At 32.7% G+C, this 21,116-nt stretch carries 18 protein-coding genes; 10 read left to right on the top strand and 8 right to left on the bottom strand.

The window, feature by feature from the left end:
* Nucleotides 1-2: 2 nt before the first annotated feature.
* Nucleotides 3-2,936, bottom strand: a complete 2,934-nt coding sequence (locus tag ABD077_RS12085; protein ID WP_343912560.1) for a SusC/RagA family TonB-linked outer membrane protein — start codon at nt 2,934-2,936, stop codon at nt 3-5.
* 439 nt (nt 2,937-3,375) lie between these two features.
* Between ABD077_RS12085 and ABD077_RS12090 the strand changes: the two genes are divergently transcribed.
* The 3 genes from ABD077_RS12090 (at nt 3,376) to ABD077_RS12100 (ending at nt 5,743) form a co-directional block, all read left to right on the top strand.
* The gene (locus tag ABD077_RS12090) at nt 3,376-4,419 is read left to right on the top strand and encodes a sensor histidine kinase (protein ID WP_343912561.1); all 1,044 of its coding nucleotides are present in this window, start codon (nt 3,376-3,378) and stop codon (nt 4,417-4,419) included.
* Between the two features lie 8 nt (nt 4,420-4,427).
* Nucleotides 4,428-5,153, top strand: coding sequence for a LytR/AlgR family response regulator transcription factor (locus ABD077_RS12095; protein ID WP_343912562.1), 726 nt, complete (start codon nt 4,428-4,430; stop codon nt 5,151-5,153).
* Between the two features lie 398 nt (nt 5,154-5,551).
* Nucleotides 5,552-5,743, top strand: coding sequence for a cold-shock protein (locus ABD077_RS12100; protein WP_343912563.1), 192 nt, complete (start codon nt 5,552-5,554; stop codon nt 5,741-5,743).
* A gap of 117 nt (nt 5,744-5,860) precedes the next feature.
* Here the strand turns inward: ABD077_RS12100 and ABD077_RS12105 are convergent, their stop codons facing one another.
* Nucleotides 5,861-7,450: a phytoene desaturase family protein gene (locus ABD077_RS12105; protein WP_343912564.1), complete on the bottom strand. Its 1,590-nt coding sequence runs from the start codon at nt 7,448-7,450 to the stop codon at nt 5,861-5,863.
* A 306-nt stretch (nt 7,451-7,756) separates the two neighbouring features.
* Here ABD077_RS12105 and ABD077_RS12110 point away from each other — a divergent pair, with 306 nt between their 5' ends.
* Nucleotides 7,757-8,272, top strand: coding sequence for a hypothetical protein (locus ABD077_RS12110; RefSeq protein WP_343912565.1), 516 nt, complete (start codon nt 7,757-7,759; stop codon nt 8,270-8,272).
* A 181-nt stretch (nt 8,273-8,453) separates the two neighbouring features.
* Here the strand turns inward: ABD077_RS12110 and ABD077_RS12115 are convergent, their stop codons facing one another.
* The gene (locus ABD077_RS12115) at nt 8,454-9,323 is read right to left on the bottom strand and encodes a DUF5694 domain-containing protein (protein ID WP_343912566.1); all 870 of its coding nucleotides are present in this window, start codon (nt 9,321-9,323) and stop codon (nt 8,454-8,456) included.
* A gap of 207 nt (nt 9,324-9,530) precedes the next feature.
* On the opposite strand from ABD077_RS12115, the gene ABD077_RS12120 reads away from it, so the two are divergent.
* Nucleotides 9,531-10,571, top strand: coding sequence for a sensor histidine kinase (locus ABD077_RS12120; protein WP_343912567.1), 1,041 nt, complete (start codon nt 9,531-9,533; stop codon nt 10,569-10,571).
* Between the two features lie 17 nt (nt 10,572-10,588).
* Nucleotides 10,589-11,305 (top strand): LytR/AlgR family response regulator transcription factor, encoded by a 717-nt coding sequence (locus ABD077_RS12125; protein ID WP_343912568.1) that lies wholly within the window; start codon nt 10,589-10,591, stop codon nt 11,303-11,305.
* A 99-nt stretch (nt 11,306-11,404) separates the two neighbouring features.
* Here the strand turns inward: ABD077_RS12125 and ABD077_RS12130 are convergent, their stop codons facing one another.
* Nucleotides 11,405-12,142, bottom strand: a complete 738-nt coding sequence (locus ABD077_RS12130) for a YARHG domain-containing protein (RefSeq protein WP_343912569.1) — start codon at nt 12,140-12,142, stop codon at nt 11,405-11,407.
* A gap of 338 nt (nt 12,143-12,480) precedes the next feature.
* Nucleotides 12,481-13,878 carry a glycosyltransferase family 2 protein gene (locus ABD077_RS12135; RefSeq protein ID WP_343912987.1) on the bottom strand — a complete coding sequence of 466 codons (1,398 nt, stop codon included), beginning with the start codon at nt 13,876-13,878 and terminating at the stop codon, nt 12,481-12,483.
* Nucleotides 13,879-14,198: 320 nt separating this feature from the next.
* On the opposite strand from ABD077_RS12135, the gene ABD077_RS12140 reads away from it, so the two are divergent.
* Both ABD077_RS12140 and ABD077_RS12145 read left to right on the top strand, forming a co-directional pair.
* On the top strand, nt 14,199-15,284 hold the full coding sequence (locus ABD077_RS12140) for an adenylate/guanylate cyclase domain-containing protein (protein WP_343912570.1): 1,086 nt from the start codon (nt 14,199-14,201) through the stop codon (nt 15,282-15,284).
* Nucleotides 15,285-15,449: 165 nt separating this feature from the next.
* Nucleotides 15,450-16,529 carry an adenylate/guanylate cyclase domain-containing protein gene (locus ABD077_RS12145; RefSeq protein WP_343912571.1) on the top strand — a complete coding sequence of 360 codons (1,080 nt, stop codon included), beginning with the start codon at nt 15,450-15,452 and terminating at the stop codon, nt 16,527-16,529.
* A gap of 593 nt (nt 16,530-17,122) precedes the next feature.
* Here the strand turns inward: ABD077_RS12145 and ABD077_RS12150 are convergent.
* Complete coding sequence (locus ABD077_RS12150) at nt 17,123-17,764, bottom strand: SDR family oxidoreductase (RefSeq protein ID WP_343912572.1); 642 nt, start codon at nt 17,762-17,764, stop codon at nt 17,123-17,125.
* Nucleotides 17,765-18,007: 243 nt separating this feature from the next.
* Here ABD077_RS12150 and ABD077_RS12155 point away from each other — a divergent pair, with 243 nt between their 5' ends.
* Entirely contained in the window at nt 18,008-18,316 is a 309-nt protein-coding gene (locus ABD077_RS12155; RefSeq protein WP_343912573.1) for a hypothetical protein, read from the top strand.
* A 9-nt stretch (nt 18,317-18,325) separates the two neighbouring features.
* Complete coding sequence (locus ABD077_RS12160; RefSeq protein ID WP_343912574.1) at nt 18,326-18,697, top strand: hypothetical protein; 372 nt, start codon at nt 18,326-18,328, stop codon at nt 18,695-18,697.
* 669 nt (nt 18,698-19,366) lie between these two features.
* Here ABD077_RS12160 and ABD077_RS12165 read toward each other — a convergent pair.
* Together ABD077_RS12165 and ABD077_RS12170 are read right to left on the bottom strand one after the other, a co-directional pair.
* The gene (locus tag ABD077_RS12165) at nt 19,367-19,744 is read right to left on the bottom strand and encodes a hypothetical protein (RefSeq protein WP_343912575.1); all 378 of its coding nucleotides are present in this window, start codon (nt 19,742-19,744) and stop codon (nt 19,367-19,369) included.
* A 6-nt stretch (nt 19,745-19,750) separates the two neighbouring features.
* On the bottom strand, nt 19,751-21,019 hold the full coding sequence (locus ABD077_RS12170) for an NADase-type glycan-binding domain-containing protein (RefSeq protein ID WP_343912576.1): 1,269 nt from the start codon (nt 21,017-21,019) through the stop codon (nt 19,751-19,753).
* Between the last annotated feature and the right edge of the window lie 97 nt (nt 21,020-21,116).

Genomic DNA, 21,116 nt, shown 5'->3' on the forward strand with positions numbered 1-21,116 from the left:
TTTTAAAAGTTCATATTGGCCCCAAATACAATATTGCGAGGTCTTGGGAAGAAATTATTGTCAATACCACCACTAATTTCTGGATCGATACCATTATAGCCGGTAATTGTAAATACATTTTGCATAGTCAGTTGAAGACGTAGACCGATGTTGTCATCTTTAAGGATGTCTTTAAAATTGTATCCAAGGGTTATATTATCCATTTTTAGGAAAGAGGCATCTTCTAGATAATAATCAGATAATAATTGGTTATTTCTAAAACCTGTTTCCAAAATAGACACGTGTACATTCCTATTAGATCCTAAAGAATGTAAACCGAATTCATTTCCTGTGGATGACGCTACATTGTTATATACATAATTACCTAAGCTTGCTCTCATCGTAAAACTAAGATCCCAGTTTTTATAAGAAGCACTGGAAGACAATCCGAATAGGTAATCTGCCGCTGGATTTTCACTTACATATAGATCTCCGGAATCTATAACGCCATCATTATTAAGATCTTCATAAACCCCTTCTAAAGGTCTACCATCAGTATCATATACTTGTTTAAATAATAAAAATGAACGCTGAGGAGAACCCACTCTATGAATCTGCACGGTATTTCCAATTCCTCCTGTAATAAAACCAGTGGGTACTCCAATAAAAGAAGGATCATCCACAATATTTAACTTCAAAATTTTATTGGTTAGATAAGAAGCATTAAAACTCAAGTTCCAGTTAAAATCTTTCTTCCTAATGATATCTGAGGTTATTGTAAATTCAAAACCACTATTTTCAAGATCACCAATATTAGTGGTTAGTTGATTGGTAAGATTCGTTCCCGAAGGAATTGGAATAAGATTTAAAACATCATTTGTTTCTCGGGTAAAGTATTCTATACTACCAGAGATTCTATCGTTTAAAAATCCGTAATCAAGACCGATGTTATAGGTTTCAGACTCTTCCCACTTAATATTTTCATCAAAACCTTGTGGTCGTACAGTATTATAAAAAGTATTCCCTAATTGATACTGTTGATTATCTGCTCCATTCACATACACAGGTAAATATCCGAAATCCACACCGATCTCTTGTTGACCTGTTTGGCCATATCCTAATCTTAATTTTAAATTAGATACGGTATTCGAATCTTTTAGAAAATTCTCTTCGGATATATTCCAAGCTAGGGCTCCAGCAAAAAAATTACCCCAGCGATTATCTTCACTAAATCTAGACGACCCATCCGATCGATAACTTGCCGTTAATAAATACCTACTATCATAAGAATATCGAAGTCTGGTAACATATGATTCTAGTGCGTTTTGTGTTTCAAAACTATTCTCTACAGATGTTCCTACGGTAGGTGTATTACTATTAAAGTTTTTTCTATAAAACTTCTGAAATGTATGTCCTGCTGTAAGTTCAATGGAACTACGAAGACTTTCGATATCTTTTTTATAGTTTAAAAATGCATCAATCAACGTACTTCTTCTAATACTTCCGTAATCACCAACACTACCTTGAGAAAAGAAACCTGCCGCAGATGATGCAGGAGTATTAGTTACTCCATTTACTTCATTATAATCAAAACCTAAGTTAATATTGGCATTCAGTCCTTCTAAAAATGGTGCGTTATAATCGAACTTAATATTTCCTAGTGCTCTTTCAGTTTCTGCTGTATTACTTAAAAGTTGCAATAGTGCCACGGGATTTCTTGGTGATAACGGTTGTGGAGTGCCATCAGGTTGTAGCCATTCCCAATAACCACCAAATTCCTCTGAGCCACTAAAAACAGATTGAGTAGGATCAAATTGTGATGCAGATCCTAAAGCTCCTCCATTGGCAAAATCATCCTGAGTAAGTGCTCCACGTAGATTAAGATCTATCGACAAACTATTATCAAATAATTTCTGAAGAAGGTTAATGGATGCCGAACTTCTTTCGAACTTTGAAGTTTTTACCAAACCTTCTTGAGTCGTATATCCTAATGATACTCTATAAGAAGTACTTCCAAAACCTTGAGTAAGTGTTATATTACTATCTGTACCTAAGGCTTCCTGAAAAATCTCATCTTGCCAATCGGTATCAATATTGCCTAATAATGGTACGATCAAAGAAGCATTCTGACTATTTACCGCTACTTGTCTATACTGCTCAGCATTTAAGACATCATTGGTTCTTTGTACCATTCCGATTGATCCAGTAGTATTGATTTGAACTTTAAAAGGAGAGCTTAAATTTCCGCTTTTTGTAGTAATTAGTATCACACCTGCAGAAGCTCTGGATCCATAAATTGCTGTGGAAGAAGCATCTTTTAATACTACAAAACTCTCTATATCATTAGGATTAATAGAGTTCAATGCTGCTACTCCATTTCCACCAGTAGTTCCTTGGTCTATTGGCACACCATCTATGACTACCAGTGGACTATTATTAGCCGATAATGAAGAGTTACCTCCTCGTATACTGATGGTTCCTCCTTGTCCAGGTTGTCCACTTGGTGGAATTACATTTACCCCAGCAGTTTTACCCGTAATCAATTGTTCTGGAGAAGTTATGGCTCCTGGATTAAAATCCTCGGTGGTTACTTTTTCGATAGCTCCTGTTAAGTCTTTTACAGATGCAGAACCATATCCAATAATAACAACTTCGTCTAAAGTTGCCGCATCCTCCTCTAGAGCGATGTTTAGTGTACTTTCGGATATTACTACTTCTAGATTTTTAAATCCTATATAAGAAAACACCAGTGTTTCACCAATAGACGCTTCGATAGTATAATTTCCATCAAAATCTGATACGGCTCCGTTAGAAGTACCTTTGATAACAACATTAACACCAGGAATAGGATTACCTGTAGACTTTTCGGTTATAACACCTCTTATTATATTCTGAGAATATGCACTAAGAGATATAAAAGCGATTAAAAATAAGATTAGTTTTTGTTTTTGTTTCATTCGTTTACTTTTTAAATGATTAGATATCCCTAATCATCCGGTTATGAAATTGAATAATTGGTTAATAAAAGATGATTGATGAATTCTGAAAGCTAGATTTCAATGCATAGTTCTTGGGAAAATTCACTAAAGAATTGTATCTCAAAAACAACTTTGTGATAGATAGAGTCATGGATATTGTGTGCTAATTATTTGAATTTCAATCGATATTAACCAAAAACGATTTCGGAAGAAAACTCTATACACAGACAACCGAATATGCTGTCGAAAAACAGTTTAAGGGTATTTATTAATTACCTAACTGTATTTTTCATAGTTCTTGCCTTTTGTAAACAATAAGAGGTTGTTCGTATAACACTACTTGTAATTCGTTTATATGCATAAAAAACATAGGACTGTTTTCATATTTTATGCTTACTTTTCGCTTATAAGCCAACTAATGACCAATTTTTTTTACAGTAATCAATTAAAATACAGAATACCAAGGCACCTAATATATTGGCTAGGATTCTATTTCTCCTTAGTTCTTATATGGTCTAGTACAAACCATAATTACCAAATTCACTTTTTAGTACAAGCAGCCTTATTGCCAGCAAGATTGATCCTTGTTTATGGTACTCTTTATATTTTAATACCTAAATTTTATTTAAAGAAAAATCTATTTGTCTTTGGTATCAGTTACGTTATTTGGCTATTTTTAGTGACCATTTTTGTACAAAGACCTGTCTGGAATATTAGCAGACCTTACTTATTTCCAGATTGGAAAGAATATGATATGTTTAATTTCTTGGAAATCATGGGGAATTTCTTTGATATCAATCGTGCGGCAATTATTCCATTAATATTCGTTTTTGTGAGATTTTATCATAAAGAGCAAAAAAGAACACTAACCCTAGAGAGAGAACAGTTTAAATCAGAGCTTACACAACTGCGAAACCAGATACATCCACATTTTTTATTTAACACATTAAATAATTTATACTCTCTTATCATTAAAAAATCTGATGCTGCAGAAGACGCTTTGATAAGACTATCTGGTTTAATGAGGTATATGTTGTATGAAGCTAATGTTCCAAAAGTAACCTTATCCAAAGAAATAGAATATTTAAGAAACTACATTGATTTAGAAAAATTAAGATTAAATAGTACTAATACCATTCATTTTACCAGTAGTATGAATAAGGATAATGAAATTGCTCCTTTTATACTAATGCCATTTGTAGAAAATGCCTTTAAACATGGGATAAGTAATGATAAAAAGTCCTCTATAGAAATAAGTATCAAAGCTGACAATGAGATCCTAATGATGGATGTATACAATACTAAGAAAATAAATGCTAATAAAGATAACGGGGTAAAAACTGGTGTAGGAATGATTAATGTAAAAAAGCGTCTAGAATTATTATACAGAGATAATTATGAACTTCTTAAAGAAGAAACAGACACTTATTATAAAGTAATATTGAAGTTGAACCTGATCTAGTTTCTCTTATGAAAAATCAGAAAATAAGATGTTTGGTTGTAGATGATGAACCTTTAGCAAGGGATGTTATAGAAAATTTCATTTCGAGAATAGATAATCTTGATTTGATTGCCAAATGTAGTAGTGCCCACGAGGCTTTTAATGTTCTTCATAAAGAACAAATAGATCTTATATTTTTAGACATACAAATGCCCGAAATTACGGGTATTGAGTTTCTCAAAGACTTATCGCCAGCTCCTACGGTCATCTTCACTACTGCATATAAAGATCATGCTATCGACGCTTATAATTTGGATGCCATCGATTATCTGTTAAAACCTATTGAATTTTCAAGATTCTTAAAATCTGTCAATAAAGTATATCGGCAATCAAAATCTAACACAGAAACACCTTCAAATACCGCCGTAATTACTACAGATTTCAGACCTTATATTTATTTAAAAGTCTTGAAAAAAATGCAAAAGGTTTACTTAGATGATATCTTATATATAGAGAGTTTAAAAAGCTACATAAAGGTAAAGACCGTTATGAAAGAAATTGTAGCGCATCGACCAATATCTTCTATCATCACCGAACTACCAACTAGTAAATTTTTACGGGTACATAGGTCGTTTCTTATTTCGATAGATCATATAGATGCTTTTTCTCCAACAGAGATAGAACTAAAGGGAAATAAGGTGCCTGTAGGTCGAAAATATAAAGAAACGGTAAAAGAAATATTGGGTTATTTCTGATGCTTTACTTAGCACTTAGATATCCTTATACAGCCATTCTTCTGATATTACAGATAACCCAGATTAAAGAATAATTATAAAATATTTTCTATCTGAATTAAAATAGTACTAAAGATGATGAAAAAATATGATTTTTAATTATTTACAAAATAAATATGTACATGTAGAATTTAAAAGTATATCTTTGCATTGTTCTAGAAAGAACACCTTTTTAATTTTAAGGTATTTATTTGGTAATTAGTTAAAGAGTTTTCTCTTCTTTCCTTTTTTATTTTTCTTTACTTTATTTTTTTTAAGTTTTATTTAATTTTTAATTGAGTTGATACATAGCTCGTTAAGAATCATTTTATCTCTTTCCTTGAACAAAATATATATTTAATAATTTAAAATTTAATAAGATGCAAGAAGGCATAGTAAAATTTTTTAATGACTCAAAAGGATTTGGGTTTATCAAATCAAACGAATCAGGAGAAGACATTTTTGTACACTCTACAGGTCTAATCGATACTATTAGAGAAAATGATAAAGTTCAATTTAGTACTGAACAAGGAAAAAAAGGGCTAAACGCAGTTAATGTGGAAGTTATTTAATTTCCAGTAACATAATTTATGCTAAAGAGAGATTGTTACGGATAACAATCTCTTTTTTTTATCTCAGCAAAGGTACAAGAACAAAACGTCAAGTAATAAGATGTCATATATTCTCTATTAATTCACAAAAATCTTCTTTTTAAAATTAATCCCTGTTGCGGCAGATGCAGTAATCACTCCAGAAAACAATGCTCCTCCTACTCCAGCGGTCACGATATCTTGTCCTGTAAGATACAATCCTTTAATTGGTGTTCTGGGCTGTAAGAACTTTTGTCTAAAACGCGCGGGAGTATGATCAATACCATAAATCTCACCTTTCTCATAGTTAACAAAATGCGCTGTACTTAGCGGTGTAGAAAGCTCGTAATGATCTACTTTTCCTTCTAAATGCGGTAATTGCTTAAAAAGTGCTTTCATTAATCGTTGCGAAATATTTTCTTTCCAAGCTTCATAATCATCGCCTCTTTTCATCCATTTGGTACCTTTCCACTTAGATACCGATTCGTAAGGTACTAAGGTGATGATATCTATCGTACTTCGATTTGGATATCTATTTGACCAATCTGGATCTTTTGCCGATGGAAAAGACACATACACCACTGGAAAATCTGCGTTTTGATCCTGTAGATAACGGGCCACACAAGTATCATGATCTACATCTTCAGGATAAATCCAAAAATTGGTTTTCGGTAATTGTAAGTCCTCTGGACTACTCTTAAATCCCATATACAAACAAGCATGCGATACCGATGGAGTTACTTTTTGTAAGCTTTCCATCAATTTATGTTCTTGTATAACTGAATCCGGAAGCAAATTCCCGAATGTACTGAATACTCCTGTTCCACTGATGATTGTATTGGCATAAAACTCTTTACCATCGATCATCTTCACCCCTTTTGCCTGGTTATTTTCTACAATTACTTGATCTACTTCAGCATTTGTCAAAATTGTACCAGATGACGCTTCTATAACAGGATCTATTGTTTCTACAATTTTTGAAGATCCACCTACTGGAAAATTTCCGCCTCCAAAATAATGTCTGGCAACAGAAGCGTGCATTGCAAAACTACTTTGTTTAGGAGGTAACCCATAATCACCATATTGTGCTGTCAATACTTTTATTAACTCTTGATCATTGGTTAATTTACTAAGCACTTCATAAGTAGTCTGATCAGAAAACTTGAGATAAGGCCTTTTTAAAAAACCTCCTATCAAGAATCTTAAGAATCCTGGCAAGGCTTTTTCTTTATAAAAAGCTCCCATTACCTTATTTGCTTTGAACACCAGCTCTATATAACGATCTATAGCATTTTCTTCTTCTGGGAAATAGGATACTATTTTGTTTCTAAAATTTTCTACTCCTTTTACGAAATCATATGATGATTCTCCAATGATAATTCGATCATAAACTTCTCCCATGTCTGCCCATTGGAGCTGATAATTAGAAACATAATCAAACAACCTTCTGATAGGGCTTTTTTCTTGTTGAACTCCTCCTATATAATGTATACCCACATCCCATTCGTACCCTTTTCGTTTAAATATGTGTGTAAAACCTCCTGCAGTATAATGCTTCTCTAGAATTAGTACTTTCTTCCCTTCTTTCGCTAAAATAGCTCCTACGGTAAGACTTCCCATTCCCGACCCTATAATAATAGCATCATATTTTTCTTCTAATGCTGGACGTTGTTTATAGGATTGTATCATAAATTGAGTAAAGTTGAAAGTTCTTTATCAAATCTAAGAAGATTCTGGAGATCTTTACTTTTAAATTATAAAATCAATCTTTTAGAGAGGTTTTAGATTTAAATAGAACTTTGTATTTATAAAACAACAGTATTTATAAGGGATACAAACATATATGTTAGAGTTACTTTAATTACATATTATAAAAAGTTGAAATTTCCCCCATTTAGTAATTAAAATATTTATGTTTTCTTAAAAGTTCATTGCACTTATTTCCAGCACTCATTAATTACTTTTATTCCAACTTTTAACCTTAAAATTATAACAATGAAATCAACTTTCAAATCCCTTTTTGGGGCATTATTCGTATCCTTATGTATCGTTTCATGTAGCGACGATACTGATGTTAACCAATCAACCGAATCTATTGACAGAACTGCTGCTTTTGACCTTGTTGGTAATAAAGAACAAAGAACAGCCACTATCGAAGAAGTAAATCAAATTCCAGAAATTCTTGAAAAAGCCAACTGTACTTTACACGGAGACGAAGGTTGCTCGGATGATGCGTCTTCTGAGTTCGAAAGATATGTACGTGAGTGTACTACCTATACAAGACACTGGCCTCCATCTAATGTGGTTGATACTTACTTCAGAAGTATGGTATACTATGTAGATGGAGATAGCGATATTAACTTAGATCACTACCAAGATGATTTACAGGCTCATGTTACTCAAATCGTAGGATCTGCAGGAGCAGCGTTCGTAGATGCAGATATTATCTACTGGGAATGTAATGACAGACAAAATAATTCTTGTGTAATTAAGTACTCTGTTTTTAGATAATCATACTTATAAAAACACAAAAGAGGCTGTCTGCAAGGTGTTAAAACTTGTATTTGTCAGTCTGAGCCTGTCGAAGACATATTGAAAATCCGATAGTAAAATAACTTCGACAAGCTCATTTTGACATTATATAATAACCCTTTGGACAGCCTCTTCTTATTTGATTGATGATATTTTATATTTATAAACTACTAAATTCTACGAATTCATATTCTGGAGAATACTCGATCATATGCCTCAGTACTGATGCATGACCGTTTCCTACAATAACCAATATGCGATCTTCATTCGTATGATCTATTTGTTGGATTTTTCTAAACATCCTTAGGTTTCTATTATACCACCAAATCGATAAAAAATCCGCTCCTCTATTATTGTCTAATTTAAAATCTCCTATAAAGTAAGCCCCATAATTATTTCTATGACCTTCTATGGTATTCATATACTTAAAATAATCTAAGATTCTTACTTTAGACGGCAAAATAGTAGAAGCATTAAATGATTTCTGTACCATTTTTTCATAAGGGTCATCTGACTGAAAATCATAACCTTCTGTTAGTTCTTTCATCATTTTAGGATATTTCTTTTCCAAATCTGTACTAAATGTAGTCGCATCGATAGAGTAAATTTTATCCAAATTAAGATCATTGGCAATACGCATTCCCAATTGATAACTTTCATTTCGTTTGTCTCTATGTTTTCCTTGTCTATATTCCTTGTACATTTTATCCATTCCCCAATCTTCTTTAGCCTCTATAGCTATTTTGGTAGGTTTAAATTTTTTGATGTACTCAACTAACTCTAAAACTTCTGATTTCTTAGGTTCTTTTAAAACATCAATTTTATCTTCTTCGTTGGTTTTGGTATAATCCATTCCCGGATACGCAAAATGAAATGTGCCCACAACCAAAATCTTAGCTTTTTGTTTTGGATAATAACTAGCATAGGGTTTCAGATATTCTGAACTCTCTTTAGAAATTTGTTGCGCATTTAAGGTGGTAGCAAATAATGTAAAACTGATAACTGTAAGTATGAATAAGCTATATTTCATGGTATGTTGTTTTTAAAATTCACAACAATATTATCTCGTATTCTAAGGATAGATTCGCATTTTACACCAAATAGAGATATCGTTCTATAAACGAGCGTAATGATAAAACGTATGGTTTGATTGTGTAAAAAAGCCTGTTTGTCTTGTGAAAATAATTGTTTGTCATATCTTATAAAACTAAAAGTATTTTCACCTTACTTTTGAGATATGAATATGAGAAAAGAGCTTTTATACAATGGTATCATTATCGCCATTATCCTAATCGTTGATGTTTTAGGTGATTACATAATTTCTAACAAAAATGTTTTTGCCACTCAATCACCTTTCTTATTATTTAAGACCGCATTTACCATTTCATTATTATCTGTTTATGTGGTTAATTATCAGTACAGCGCGCCAAGATTCCTTTTTAAGAAAAAATATTGGCTATACGCAATTGCATTTCTAGGAATGATCTTACTATTTGCAGTAATTCGGTTTGTATTAGAAGAAGTGATTCTATACCAAATTACAGGAATGCATAATTACTATTTTGACGTACCTGTTTCCGATTTGATAACTAATTATTTATTGGACTCATTCTATTATACCTTAAGAGTATGTTTAGTAAGTACTGCTATTTGTTTATTCTTTAGATTAAACGAACATAAAGAACAAATACATTATCTAGAAATAGCACATGAAAAAGCTAAACTAGCAGCTTTAAAGTCTCAGATAAGTCCTCATTTTCTGTTTAATACACTAAACAACTTTTATGAAGAATTATTCGATGAGAAGCCAGAAACCGCTAATGATATTTTAAAGCTTTCAGAATTATTGAGATACGTTACCTATGAGACTAATAATGATATTACTTTCTTAAGCAAAGAAATTACCTTTATCGAAGATTATCTCTACTTCTTTAAACGTAGATATGAAGATAATTTTCATGTATTACTTCAAATTGAGGGTATGGTACATCTACAAAAAATACCTACTCTAGTTTTAATACATTTTGTAGAAAATGTATGCAAACACGGAATCATCAATGATAGCAAGAGACCTGCCTCTATTTGGTTAGACATTAAAGAAGACTCATTGGTATTAACTACAAAAAACTATATCAATACATCCGAGCAGCATACAGAAACTGGTATTGGCACTGAAAATATTAGACAGCGATTAGAGGTTTTATATAAGGATAATTTTATTTTAGAGCACACAAACAAGGATAATCAATTTGAAGCGTATTTACAGCTAAAATTCTAACCTAATCAATTTTATAAATGGAGAAATTATTTACTTGTGTACTCATAGATGACGAACCTGCTGCAATTCGATTATTAGAAAAGTATTGTGCTAAAATCTCCTTTCTAGAAGTAAAAAACACCTTCACAAACCCTTTAGAAGGATTAAACTATCTAGAAAAACAGCCCATTGACCTATTGTTTCTGGATATACAAATGCCTGAAATTACCGGAATTCAATTATCCAAGATCATTACAGGCTCCACCAAAATTATCTTCACAACAGCTTATCCACAATTTGCATTAGATAGTTATGAGGTAGCCGCTTTAGATTATTTATTAAAACCCATCTCTTTTGAACGTTTTTATAAGGCTGTTTCTAAAATAAAAGACTCTAGCAGTCACGAAACAGTATCTAAACAGCAAAACACAGATGAATTTTTCTTTTTCAAAACAGATGGAAAAAACAAATATGCTAAAGTATTTATAAAAGACATTATGTATGTAGAAAGTTTAAAAAACTACATCGCAATTCATTTAAAAGATGAACAAATCATCACCTATAACACCTTAAAACATTGTAAAGAAGGCTTACCAGAATCTAATTTTATACAAATACATAAATCCTACATTATTTCTATTCAGCACATTGATAAGATTACTAATGACTCGGTATGGATCCAAAATAAAGAATTACCTATTGGAAATACGTATCGTAAATCATTTTTTGACACTATAGGAAAGCATCAATTGTAGTTAAAAAATAGGAAATCATATAATTATGAATTGAAAATCGAGTCGTTATAAGTCTTCGACAAGCTCAGACTGACAATCAGAATGCTTAACTAAATAACACTACCCTGCAACCTCATGTCGATCTAGTCTTAATTTCTGACCATCAAACTTAAAAATCCAAAAAGAACTATATTCACTTTCTGAATAGTAATTACTCCCATATTTAAAAGGTTCTTTCATAATTTCAGAATGTGCCAGATCTCCCATACTGGCGATTACTTCATCTCCATTAATTCGTAAGGAAGTTTCTCTAATCAAAAACCCATTGTCAGTAGCTACTTTATATATCGCTTCATCACGATACCAATTGATGTCTTTTAGATCTATTTTAGAAAAAATAGAAGCCAGTTCATTAAGTGCTTCTTTTGCGTTTACTTCATCTTTAAGTCCATTATCCAAAAACAAATTGATAGTAATCGTATCATTGGCTTTCAGAACCCTTTTTAGTTCTTTTAGCTCAGAAATCAATCGTTTCCGCTTATTCTTAATATTAGACTCAGCACTTTTAATAAGTGCTATGTTGGTATTTTCAATATCATTCAATGTGATTTCAGGTGGATTGTTATAGTCCGGTTGATACCAGGAATAATCCTGAAAATGTTCTAATAAACGTTCATCCTTAAAAATATACTGATGCCTGGCAAAAATCTCATTTCGTAATAGCTGAAGTTCATATAATGAATTCTTTGCTATATCCTTTTTCGAATAGGTTTTGGTATCACATTCAGAACAATCTTCTAACTGTGAGTATGCAATAAACGAGAAACAAAGAAAAACTAAAAGTATTGAATTTTTCATACGAATAGAGATTGGTTAGCGTGTATTAAAAATAATATAATTTGGTATACAAGCTAAAATTTATTGCTATCAAAATATAATCTCTAAAGAGAATGAATGCTATAAAATAGCAAAAGCTCCTCTAATTTGGGGAAAGAGGAGCTTTTAGGTAGGTTGGTTATCATAGTAAATTGATAAGCAAAAAAAAGAGTGAAGTTGAGTTTGGGTGTTGTGTTTACGTATCTTTTCGAAAAAGGTTATCTCCTAGGGTCTGATTGCCTATTGGAAAAAACATTCAGACCCCTTGACGGAAATAGATTGGTTGGTTAATTGAGATAAATGGGTAATCAATTTAATTGTTAAGAAATAGAAACCGATTGTTCGTGTTCTTTAAGTTGTTTCTTCGTAAGGTCTCTTGTAAGCCATCCGCTTCTTCCTGCAGTGGCAATAGCATAAGGAGTAATCCAAAATAATGTAAAGGCATAAAACAAACTATATGGATACGCCCAAAGAGACTCAGACAGACTATGTTTTTTAGCATAAAAGAATGCCTGAATACTAGAAAACACTAGAATACTCATCATTGTAGAACTAAAAAACAATATTGGATATGTAGCGATAAAATAGATCATTAATAAAGTAGCAGGATACGCCATGATTAGTTTTAACCATTGGTTCATTAGTAATATCCTTGTTCCAGATTTAGCGCCGTCTCTAAAGTTTCCAAAAGCAAACTTACTCATAGCAATATTCTCTCTAATATTACTTCGCTCCCATCTAATAAACATTTTATATAAATTCTTATAGCGCTCTGGAGTATTGGTGTACACGTAAGCATTTTTCTGAAACAATACCTTATATCCTTGCTTTAGTATCATATTAGTCATCGCACGATCCTCTCCTATTTTAGAAACTTGGCCTAAAAAAGTTTGTGTAATCCAAGCCTCACGACAGTTCATTACAGCTTCTCTTCGATAAGCAGATAAGGCACCAGGAGTACATAATACAGAGCCTAACGCACTTTGTGCAGAACGGATAAACTCAAAACTAAAAGCAAAGCTTACATTAAGCATTCTTGGAATTAAAGCTTTATCTCTGTTTAGTACACGTACATTTCCGGCTACAGCACCACATTCATCATTTACAACAAATGGAGAAGCCATAATACGGAGTGTATCCTTTTTTACAATAGAATCACTGTCTACTGTTATAAAAACATCTCCCATACCAAGTTTAAAACCTCTGTACAATGCATGTCTTTTCCCTTTGTTTTTAGACTGTTGGTAGATAGAAATACGATTTCCCAATTCTTCCTTTGCAAGTTGCATCCACTGCCAAGTATCATCTTTACTTCCGTCATCAATAGAAATAATTTGTAATTTCTCCGCTGGATAATCACTTTCTGCTAAACTATGTAGGGTTTTATATACTAATTCTCCTTCATTGTAAGCAGGAACAATCACTGTACATAACGGTAATTCTGTATCCGAAACTGATGCTACAGTCTTGTAACGAAGGTATAAAAACAAGATATATACCAGAAAGCTTACTTTTATTAGTAATAACGTTAGCCCAGAAATCATTAAAGTAATTCCCCAAGTAGTATTCATTCGTTGTAAATGAATTTCTTCAAAATAAGGTTGTAAGAAATACAATAAAGAAGCCGAACTAAACAACACTAAAAACGTAGCTAGTAGAATAAAAGAAGAAGATGCGTTCTGCATTTTATGTTTTAGACGATCTAAAACATTCTCCATTTTTGGTGATTCTGATATTCCTATTGATCTTGAAATTTCCATATTCGTTTTTATTTCCACACTGGAAAACCAAAATTGATACCAATTCTAAAGATTATTGAAAAACAAGGGCTTAGAGAATATGCCAAAAAATAAAAGTGTGTATTTTTTACACAACTGTGTATTTACAGGACCAAAATTCCACAGTTTTCATAGTTAAAAATAAAAATTGCTTTTGAGATATAAAGCTATCTCCACAAATTCCGAAGTGATTAGAATGTTTTGTTATTTTTGTTATATCAAAATAGTAAGTTCCTTTCACACTACTTTCTGACACACAAATGAAACGTCGACTCAAAAAATACCTTCGCTTATTATGGCAATCTATACTCTTCTGGTCTATTGCTATGGGATTGTTCTCTATCTTTAGGTATTACGGTATAGATGAAGAAGAAGGTTTTACGGTGATTCAAGAATATAGTGGTATTCAAGGGACATTAAGAGCCTTAATGGGATTTACGAGTATTGGCGTACTGCTTGGTATTGTGTATACTACCATAGATATTTTCTTTGATAAATATAGTTCTAACAGAATATCATTGGTATATAATATCATCATCCAAACACTATTATATTTCATCACTACCGTTATCATCTTTACAATCATTATGGATATTTTTTCGGATATCTATAACATCAATTTAAATACAGATACCGGTTGGTGGAGAAAAAACAAGTCTTTTTGGGCCACCATATTATACATGGTGATGGTATCTTTTGTCTTTTCTTTTATCAAAATTGCAACCGAAAAGTTTGGAAGAGGCGTGTTTATTAAAATGCTTTTTGGTAAATACAAAAATCCCCAAGAAGAGAAACGTATTTTTATGTTCTTGGATCTTAAAGATTCTACCACTATTGCAGAACAACTAGGGCATTTTAAATATAGTCAATTTATACAAGATTGTTTCTATGACCTCAATACGGTAGTTCCTAAACACGAAGCGGAGATATACCAATATGTAGGTGATGAAGCAGTACTGAGCTGGCCTTATAAAAAAGGGCTTGCCAATAATAACTGTGTAAATCTATTCTTTTCATTTCAGCAAAGAAAACAACAAAAAGCTGATTATTATAAGGAGAAATACGGTGTTATTCCTGAGTTTAAAGCAGGATTGCATGGAGGAAAATTAATGGTCACCGAAGTCGGAGTTATCAAAAAAGAAATCGCCTATCACGGAGATGTCATTAATACATCTGCTAGAATTCAAGCAGAATGTAATAATCATAAAGTAAAACTTCTTATCTCCGAAGATTTGCTAAAAGACCTCAGCTTTACAACGCCTCTCACTGCTACTTTTTTAGGAAGTGTCTTGTTAAAAGGCAAACAACAAGAAGTAAATATCCATACAGTACAAAAAGTTTTTTAACTTTTTTATCTTCTAAAAATCAAATATTTACATTCTAAAAAGAACGCTTTTACTATTTTTTGTAGGAAAAAAGTAGGGTGTATTTATATCCATATGTTTTAGGTACAGAAACAAAGTCATTGGGGGAATGCCAAAATAATTGATGACTTATTAAATATACCAGTTATGAATCGTACACTAAAACAACATTTGCAATATGTATCGCAATCTGTACTTTATTGGTCTATTGCAATGGTATTATATGCTATATTCCGATTTTATGGAATTGAGGAAGAAGAAGGGCTTACGATCATCAAAAAACATGAAGGGGCTTTAGGAGTATTGTATTACTCGATTAAATTCATCAACATTGGGTTACTTATCGGAATCTTATATACAGCGGTTGACTTTATATTCGATACCATTTCTAACAAAGTTTCACTTACCAACGATCTAATTTTTAGAACATTTTTTCACTTCTTAGTAACACTGATTGTTTTTACCAATATCAAAGATATCTATGCCGGTATAGCTACAATGGAGATCGAAAAGATAAATGATTGGTGGTTATTAGATAAATCATTTTGGACGCTATTATTATATTTAACCATAGCATCTCTAGTATTTTCTTTTCTCAAAATAGCCAATGAAAAATTTGGAAAAGGAGTCTTCATCAAAATGTTGCTAGGAAAATACAGAAACCCGCAAGAGGAAAAGCGCATCTTCATGTTCTTAGATCTTAAGGATTCTACTACAATCGCAGAGAAATTAGGTCATTTTAAATATAGTCAACTCATACAAGACTGCTTTTATGATCTGAATAAAGTAGTCCCTAGACATAATGCAGAAATCTATCAGTATGTTGGAGACGAAGTAGTACTTAGTTGGCCATATAAAAAAGGGTTAGCAGATAACAACTGTGTTAATCTATTCTTTGCATTTCAGCAACGTAAACAAAATAAATCAGCGTATTATCTAAAGAAATACGGAGTGGTTCCAGAATTTAAAGCAGGACTACACGGAGGAAAATTAATGGTAACCGAAGTAGGTATTATCAAAAAGGAAATCGCTTATCATGGAGATGTGATCAATACATCTGCTAGAATTCAGGGGCAATGTAATACCTATAAAGTTCCATTATTAATTTCGGAAAAGGTAATTCAGGATCTTAAAATCAGTGCTAACCTTACTTGTCAGTTTTTAGGTAGTGTGTTGCTAAAGGGCAAGCAACAAGAGGTGAATATCCATACAATTGCACGGGTTTAGTTTGCTTAGGTTCTGGGGAGGATCTAAGTAAAACCGAAGCTTACTAATTATTGTAGGCTTCGGTTATTTTTTTGGTATAGTGTGACAGCTCAGTATACGTCTCCAAGCCTGGTAAAATATATTTCTACTAAATAAGATTTTTAGTAGGTACATTCTTTTTTTCATTGCCAAAAAAAGAACCAAAAAACGCTAGTCTGAAGAAATTACTACTAAAAATTTTGTTCACTCCGCTACATAAAATGAAGCTATATGTATTCACATAAACAATCCGTTAATCAATAATATAACTGCTATAAATGTCCTACAACATTTTGCGAATTTTATGTTACGCTACACTTACTTCATTTTTAACGTAGTATTTTCTTAGGACGGAATTTACTTTTAGAGTGTAGACTGAGGTTATTCCATAGACGGACACTTTTCGAAGCCCGACAAATTCATTGCGACAGCTCTGTATCGTCTTAAAGCTGTAAGGCTTATTGAATATCTACAAATTATAATCAATCTATAAGTAAGAAAGCCTCACTCTTTCGATTTATGTAAAGAGTGAAGCTCTTAAAAATTAATTTGTGTTGCCTGATATTTTAATGGTGTTATTGAACACTTACCATACTATCCAATGCTTCATCAATAATCGTTTCTCCTGTAAGAATTTCAAAAACCTCTCTTTTTGCAATTTGATCTTCTAAACTCTTTACTAAAACCTTAGCCACATCTCCCCTTGGTATAGCACCAGACCTATCTTCTAGTTGCTCAGCAATTCTAATTTTTCCAGTAGGAACATCGTTATTTAAAGTTCCAGGTCTAACAATGGTAAACTCTAAACCACTATTGGCAAGATACTCATCAGCATCTCTCTTCGCTTGTAAGTAATCTTGTAATCTTTCTGCTTCTTGAGGTGCATCGGCTCCAACGGAACTAAGCATTACTAATTTACGAACCCTATGTTTTTTTGAGGCATCTATTATTTTCATTGCCCCTTTACGATCAACAGTTTCCAAAGCTTTTCCTTTAGAACCTGCTGCAAAAATTACCTTATCAACTCCCTCCGCAACATGATTTACATCTTCAGTGAGATCCGCTAGAATTGTTTCTATTCCTTGTTTCTGAAAAGCCGCTTGTTGCTCTTCTTTTCTCACCATCGCAATCGGATGATAATTTTCATGATTATTTAATTCTTTAATGACTGTATTTCCTGTGGTGCCAGTTGCACCGATAACTAATATTTTTTCCATACTATAATATAACTTTCAAACCCCTTCAAAGCAATTAAATCAGTTGGTTTAACTAGGGTTTAACGGTTATGCATAAAAAGTTCTTAAAGGGAAAAATCATCATAACAATGTTTAGGTTTAGTAGAAAGCAAATCCATTTTTTAGGAATAAATATTAAGCAATTCTTTATAAGAAGTTAATATCGTTTTTTTAGAAGATAAAATTTGCTTTCTTTCTAATAGGTATGAAAAGAAAAACAAAAACATGAGTGATGTTTACAGAAAATGTCCCAACTGCGGAACTTTAAACTTGAACAAGGATTATTGCAAAGCATGCGGAACTTTAATTAATACACAAGTCAGGAGACAGCAAGAACGAGCGAAACGATTGGAACAAAAACAACGAGCGGACCAAAATAAAAAGCCGCATAAAATTACATTGTTTTTTGAAAATGCTAAAGAGCACTCTAACCCTTTTATAAAGTATACCTTTAGAGTATTATACTCCATTTGGGTGGTCGTCCTTGCCATTGGCAGTTTTATTGCTTTCATCATTGGATATGTAGCGGCCTAAAAAATAAGTATGCATAACAGAATAGCTCTCATAACTCATAAATATTACTTCTGGATCTTTTTGGTAATCGCTTCTTCTATCTATGTTTTACAACAATTAGAAATAACATTACCAATGTTTTTTCAAAACTATCTAAATGATCTACTATGCATGCCCCTTGTGTTATCTGTATGTCAGCTTGCTATACGAAAATTAAAAAATGATACCCGTATCTTATTACCAATGCCTTTATTGATACTAGTAACCATAGGATACTCAATCTATTTTGAGTGGTACATGCCTCAATATGATGATCGTTACACTGCTGATTGGTTAGATGTACTAATGTATTTTATAGGAATGTTTTTCTTTTATGTAGTAGAAAAATATAAAAAGATTTAATGAATATGCTTTATCCTAGCTTGCAAGAATAATAAAGAAACTAGAATTCAGGGTTCGAGAGCCTCACCCTTCGATAACAGTTGTGGGCTGTACTTCGACAGCACTTCGACAAGCTCAATGTGACAGCTCAGTACCCATCTCGAAGCCCGGCAGGCTAAGTGTGACAACTCAGTATATGTCTCGAAGCCTGGTAAAATATATTTTTACTAAATAAGATTTTTAGTAGGTACATTCTTTTTTGCATTGCCCACCCTTCGAGAACCTCAGGGTTCGTTTTATCTACGAGGGCTGTGCTTCGACTGCACTTCGACACGCGTCCGCCTATGGAGGAAGCTCAGTATACGTCTCGAAGTTGTTAGGCTTAATAATTGTTTAAAAGTCCAGTTCTAAAATTGTTATAGAAAATATAATAAGGCTACCCAGTTAAATCGCATTAGCATGTTTTTTAAGCGATTAAAAACATCCATCCCCAACCCTTCCTTCAAAGGAAGGGAGCCTGATATAGCTCTATTAGCCCCTCTTAGAAGAGGGGTTGGGGAGATGTTTACAAATAAGTTGTGACCTAGATAGGAACCCTAAAATATGATTCACGGTTCGAGAGCCTCACCCTTCGATAACAGTTGTGGGCTGTGCTTCGACAAGCTCAGTATCCGTCTTGAAGCCCGACAACTAAATAAAATAAGAAGTAATAATAGATGCAACGAGTAAAACTAGTGCGATAAACACTCTCCGTAAACGTACCTCATCAGGTTGCATAGTGATTTTCTGTGGATTGTTTTTTAGCACTTGTACAGGTACACTGCTTCCTATCTTTACATTTTCTACGGATCTGGTGGTAATTACCTCAGAGTAGCTTTTACCATCGATATGATAGGATAATCCTACTTTAACAGCCTTTTTATCTCCTTGTAGCATCTTATCTGCTTGACTAAGGATCACTAGCGCATCTACTTTTATTGATTGATACTTAAAAACAAAAAACGTATACCCAACATACAAAGTGTAGAATAATAGTAATAATGATATGATAGGTAAATAGGTACTCATAAGTTTTTAGTCCAATTCTTTAATTTCCAATGGATGATGTTTACAATATGTTACTGCTCTAATGGGTTCTGTACCCACTATGATACCATTAGCAATAAAATTAGTACCATTATCCAATTCCACAATCGTATAAGTTAATTGTTCATTTATATCTTTAGCAATAGAAGTAATTCTTTTGGATTGATTTTCTCCCAAGAGTATTGTACCCACTTCTAGCAACTCTACAGTATCATAGTCATAATCTCTCATGGTTTTAGCAGGATGGTAAGACACCCAAGATCCTTTAGAAGTTAATAACGGATGATCAGTAGTACATGTAATATGAGACTGATCATCAAAAGTTATGGTTATAAGCTGATCATGTACTGGATTTGCTAATTCTTTTATAACGGATGTCGAGTATGTAGTCGTGCTAGTATTATAAGAGAGTATCTCATCTCCTATTCTTAATTCTTCTATATTTTTTTTAGTGGTATCAGCCATAGTAATCTTGGTGCCAGCAGCGAAGCAATGCACATCAATTCCATCAAAATATATTTCAGAAATTACCGTGTCTTCATATTTTTCTCCTGGATAGACTTCTAAAATTTCAAACTTCAAGGTCCAATCTGGTAATTTAGACAACTCATCATAATTATGCCTATCTCCATTGCCTATCGGCGGAACCGTAAAATGATGCGCTGCTCTTTTGTCTTCCATCATTAATATGGCATAAGGCTCATCATCTAAATACATTTTTATTTTTTTTACTCTACTATTGGCTCTCCAAGCTTTTTCACTTTTTACATACCCATTTACAATACTAATGGTGGTGATCCTTGGATTTTCTTGCGGAAAACTATAGGTAATATATTCACCGATACCATATCCAGAAACTCCTTCGACCCAAGCGCTTTTGTAATCAAAATCATGAGCATTTTTTGGAGAGTAGGTAGTATTACCTTGTGAACTTAAATATGAAGAAGCAGCAACTTGTGCTACACTAGCACCACAATACCAACTACAACCGTCTGTTCCAACTTGCCAATAATCGCTATGTACTTCGCTAACTTTATCTAAAGCTTCTTTATCTTGGATACTAAGATCATCATAATCGATACCATTTTGCATCTTCTCGCTAATAGCTTCATATGCTTTCCAATTATCATTGAATTCCTTTTCTCCTTGTTTACTAAACTCTAGAGGTTCTATCGAAGCAGTCAATACCTTCAATTGCTGCGCAGGAAGTACTGCAGCATATAGTAATACTATATAGACTGACCATTTAAGTTTCATCGTGATTGTTTTGGTAGGGCTGTTGTTTGCACAAACAATTTCCTACAAATATACTGTTTATTCCCATAGTATTAAACAAATGTTAAAGAGTAGGATT

It is taken from the genome of Aquimarina litoralis, from assembly GCF_039523995.1.
Classification (GTDB): Bacteria; Bacteroidota; Bacteroidia; order Flavobacteriales; family Flavobacteriaceae; genus Aquimarina; species Aquimarina litoralis.

What these genes read in the sequence shown, in the direction of transcription:
- ABD077_RS12130 (WP_343912569.1), bottom strand. Translation starts at nt 12,142, where the DNA reads ATGAAAAATTCAATACTTTTAGTTTTTCTTTGTTTCTCGTTTATTGCA.
- ABD077_RS12095 (WP_343912562.1), top strand. Translation starts at nt 4,428, where the DNA reads ATGAAAAATCAGAAAATAAGATGTTTGGTTGTAGATGATGAACCTTTA.
- ABD077_RS12145 (WP_343912571.1), top strand. Translation starts at nt 15,450, where the DNA reads ATGAATCGTACACTAAAACAACATTTGCAATATGTATCGCAATCTGTA.
- ABD077_RS12105 (WP_343912564.1), bottom strand. Translation starts at nt 7,450, where the DNA reads ATGATACAATCCTATAAACAACGTCCAGCATTAGAAGAAAAATATGAT.
- ABD077_RS12085 (WP_343912560.1), bottom strand. Translation starts at nt 2,936, where the DNA reads ATGAAACAAAAACAAAAACTAATCTTATTTTTAATCGCTTTTATATCT.
- ABD077_RS12165 (WP_343912575.1), bottom strand. Translation starts at nt 19,744, where the DNA reads ATGAGTACCTATTTACCTATCATATCATTATTACTATTATTCTACACT.
- ABD077_RS12155 (WP_343912573.1), top strand. Translation starts at nt 18,008, where the DNA reads ATGAGTGATGTTTACAGAAAATGTCCCAACTGCGGAACTTTAAACTTG.
- ABD077_RS12160 (WP_343912574.1), top strand. Translation starts at nt 18,326, where the DNA reads ATGCATAACAGAATAGCTCTCATAACTCATAAATATTACTTCTGGATC.
- ABD077_RS12170 (WP_343912576.1), bottom strand. Translation starts at nt 21,019, where the DNA reads ATGAAACTTAAATGGTCAGTCTATATAGTATTACTATATGCTGCAGTA.
- ABD077_RS12150 (WP_343912572.1), bottom strand. Translation starts at nt 17,764, where the DNA reads ATGGAAAAAATATTAGTTATCGGTGCAACTGGCACCACAGGAAATACA.
- ABD077_RS12110 (WP_343912565.1), top strand. Translation starts at nt 7,757, where the DNA reads ATGAAATCAACTTTCAAATCCCTTTTTGGGGCATTATTCGTATCCTTA.
- ABD077_RS12140 (WP_343912570.1), top strand. Translation starts at nt 14,199, where the DNA reads ATGAAACGTCGACTCAAAAAATACCTTCGCTTATTATGGCAATCTATA.
- ABD077_RS12100 (WP_343912563.1), top strand. Translation starts at nt 5,552, where the DNA reads ATGCAAGAAGGCATAGTAAAATTTTTTAATGACTCAAAAGGATTTGGG.
- ABD077_RS12125 (WP_343912568.1), top strand. Translation starts at nt 10,589, where the DNA reads ATGGAGAAATTATTTACTTGTGTACTCATAGATGACGAACCTGCTGCA.
- ABD077_RS12135 (WP_343912987.1), bottom strand. Translation starts at nt 13,878, where the DNA reads ATGGAGAATGTTTTAGATCGTCTAAAACATAAAATGCAGAACGCATCT.
- ABD077_RS12120 (WP_343912567.1), top strand. Translation starts at nt 9,531, where the DNA reads ATGAATATGAGAAAAGAGCTTTTATACAATGGTATCATTATCGCCATT.
- ABD077_RS12090 (WP_343912561.1), top strand. Translation starts at nt 3,376, where the DNA reads ATGACCAATTTTTTTTACAGTAATCAATTAAAATACAGAATACCAAGG.
- ABD077_RS12115 (WP_343912566.1), bottom strand. Translation starts at nt 9,323, where the DNA reads ATGAAATATAGCTTATTCATACTTACAGTTATCAGTTTTACATTATTT.